The organism is Kribbella sp., assembly GCF_035687465.1.
Classification (GTDB): Bacteria; Actinomycetota; Actinomycetes; order Propionibacteriales; family Kribbellaceae; genus Kribbella.
In genome coordinates this window covers 1-2,789 of record NZ_DASRXP010000353.1, presented here as the reverse complement: position 1 = coordinate 2,789, position 2,789 = coordinate 1, and the positions used below count along the sequence as shown (strand labels likewise).

Below are 2,789 nucleotides of genomic sequence, written 5' to 3'. Positions count from 1 at the left end.
CCCTCGGCACCCTCGAGCCGCTGCGTGGGCAACTACGGATCGCGCTCAACAACGGCGTCACCCCGGAGGAGATCGTCGAGGCCTTCATCCAACTCGAGGCCTACGCCGGCGCCGCCCGCGCCTTCGAGAGCTACCAGATCGCAGCGGAAGTCTTCGCGGAGAAGGCCACCGCCGACTAGGGCGACACGGTGCGGAGGCTCCCGGGTGTGGGTGGGAGCGGGGTCGCTGGCAGAATCGGCGGCATGTCAGCAGCCGTCCCCGACGACACCCCTGTGCCGGCCGAGCCCGCGACGACCCGGCGCCCCCGGGTTCTGTCCGGGATCCAGCCCACAGCGGACTCCTTCCACTTCGGCAACTACCTCGGCGCGGTGCGTCAGTGGGTCGCCCTGCAGGAGGACCACGACGCGTTCTACTGCGTGGTGGACCTGCACGCGATCACGGTCGAGTACGAACCGAAGGCGCTGCGGGACCGGACCCGCCGCTCGGTCGCGCAGCTGCTGGCGGCCGGGATCGACCCGGAGCGGTCGACGCTGTTCGTCCAGTCGCACGTGCCGGAGCACGCCCAGCTCGGCTGGGTGCTCGGCTGCATCACCGGCTTCGGCGAGGCCAGCCGGATGACCCAGTTCAAGGACAAGTCGTCCAAGGGCGGCACCGACCGGGCCACCGTCGGCCTGTTCACGTACCCGATCCTGCAGGCCGCGGACATCCTGATCTACCAGGCCGACCGGGTCCCGGTCGGTGAGGATCAGCGTCAGCACCTGGAGCTGACCCGCGACCTGGCGCAGCGCTTCAACCACCGGTTCGGGAAGACCTTCCGGCTGCCGGAGCCGTACATCGTCAAGGAGACGGCGAAGATCGCCGACCTGCAGGACCCGACCGCGAAGATGAGCAAGTCGTCCTCGTCGCCGGCCGGCATCATCGACCTGCTGGACGATCCGAAGGTGAGTGCGAAGAAGATCCGCTCGGCCGTCACAGACTCCGGCCGTGACGTCATCTTCGACCAGGAGAACAAGGCCGGCGTCGCGAACCTGCTGACCATCTACTCCGCGCTCAGCGGCCGCAAGATCAGCGAACTCGAGGACGAGTACGCCGGTCGCGGCTACGGCGACTTCAAGAAGGACCTGGCCGAGCAGGTGGTCGAGTTCGTCACCCCGTTCCGGGAGAAGACGCTGGCCTACCTGGACGACCCGGCCGAGTTGGACGCGATCCTGGCCCGCGGGGCCGAGCGCGCCCGCGCCGTCACCGAGCCGACCCTTCGCCGGGTCTACGACCGGCTCGGTTTCGTGCCCGCCGCCGGGTCCCTTTCCGGGCCGGGCCGGTAGGCCGCCGGATGGCCACAATCGGTGTCGCGATCCCGATCGCGGAACCCTACGGTTCGGAGCTGCAGAAATACCGGGCCGACTTCGGAGATCCGATGGCCTCGTCGATCCCGACCCATGTGACGTTGTTGCCGCCGACCGAGGTGGCCGACGAGGACCTGGCGACCATCGACGACCACCTGCTGCAGGTGGCGGCCCGGTTCCCGAGCTTCCGGATCCGGCTCCGTGGTACGGCGACCTTCCGGCCGATCTCGCCGGTGGTCTTCGTCACGCTGGCCGAGGGGATCTCGTCCTGCGAGGTGCTGCAGTCGCAGGTCCGGTCGGGACCGCTCCAGGGTGAGCTGCGGTTCCCGTACCACCCGCACGTGACGGTTGCGCACGACCTGGACAAGGAGGCGTTGGACCTCGCGTACGACGCGTTGTCGACGTACGACTGCGCCTTCGACGTGGACGCCTTCAGCCGGTACGAGCACGGCGCGGACGGCGTGTGGCGGCCCCAGCGCTCCTTCCCGCTGGCAGGCTAGTACTCCGCGACCCCGGGGGTACAGGAGCACCATGGCAGTCAAAGCGCGGGCCAAAGCGGTCTGGAACCGGTTCAGCCGGTCCCAGGTGTGGCGGGCCTGGAAGCGGTACGGCGACCGGCGGGGCAACCGCCTCGCCGGGGCGACGACCTTCTTCGCCTTCCTCTCGATGTTCCCGTTGATCGTGCTGGCGGCGGCGATCACCGGCCGGCTGCTGAACGACGGGGCGGTGCAGGACCTGAAAGATGCCCTGAGCACCAATCTGCCGGGGATCGGCGACAAGATCGATCTCGATTCGCTGATCGACCACGCCGGCACCATCGGGCTGATCTCGGCCGTCACCCTGTTGCTGACCGGCCTCGGCTGGATCGACTCGCTGCGGGCCTCGATCCGGTCCATGCACGAACTCGACGACCAGCCCGGTAACGCCGTGAGGCTCAAGGTGATGGACCTCGGCGCCCTGATCGGCCTGGGCGCGATCGGCCTGATCGCCACCGGCGCGTCGTCCTTCCTCACCGGCCTGTCGAAGAAGGTCGTCGGGTGGACCGGGCTGGAGAACACCTGGTTCGCCAACTGGGGGCTCGACCTGGTCAGCATCGTGGTCGGTGTCGGGGCCGGTGCGGTGTTGTTCCTGTATCTGCAGACCGCCTTGCCACGGATCGTGCTGCCCCGCAAGGTGGCACTGATCGCGGCTCTTGCCGGCGGCATCCTCTTCTACCTGGCGCAGCGGCTCGGCAACGTTTATGTCGACGGCGTGATCGGCAACAACGCGGCCTATGGCGCGCTCGCCCTGCCGCTCGCTTTGCTGGTCTGGATCTACCTGCTGACCAGGGCGATCATGCTGATCGCGGCGTGGGCGAAGGAAGCGACGCTCGACTATCGCCGGCGTACCGGCGAGGCCGAGGAAGCAGCTCGCGCCGCGATGCCCTTCGAGACCGAGCAGCCCGCG

4 protein-coding genes are annotated in these 2,789 nt (G+C 68.7%); all 4 read left to right on the top strand.

The genetic code is table 11. The features are described from left to right. Nucleotides 1-20: 20 nt before the first annotated feature. Nucleotides 21-179: a carboxymuconolactone decarboxylase family protein gene (locus VFG33_RS41285; protein WP_414672964.1), complete on the top strand. Its 159-nt coding sequence runs from the start codon at nt 21-23 to the stop codon at nt 177-179. 63 nt (nt 180-242) lie between these two features. Next, entirely contained in the window at nt 243-1,322 is a 1,080-nt protein-coding gene (trpS, locus tag VFG33_RS18520) for a tryptophan--tRNA ligase (protein ID WP_325054145.1), read from the top strand. Between the two features lie 8 nt (nt 1,323-1,330). Then, the gene (locus VFG33_RS18515) at nt 1,331-1,843 is read left to right on the top strand and encodes a 2'-5' RNA ligase family protein (RefSeq protein WP_325054144.1); all 513 of its coding nucleotides are present in this window, start codon (nt 1,331-1,333) and stop codon (nt 1,841-1,843) included. 31 nt (nt 1,844-1,874) lie between these two features. Then, on the top strand, nt 1,875-2,789 hold a 915-nt coding region (locus VFG33_RS18510; RefSeq protein WP_325054143.1), incomplete at its 3' end, for a YihY/virulence factor BrkB family protein.

What these genes read in the sequence shown, in the direction of transcription:
- trpS (WP_325054145.1), top strand. Translation starts at nt 243, where the DNA reads ATGTCAGCAGCCGTCCCCGACGACACCCCTGTGCCGGCCGAGCCCGCG.
- VFG33_RS18515 (WP_325054144.1), top strand. Translation starts at nt 1,331, where the DNA reads ATGGCCACAATCGGTGTCGCGATCCCGATCGCGGAACCCTACGGTTCG.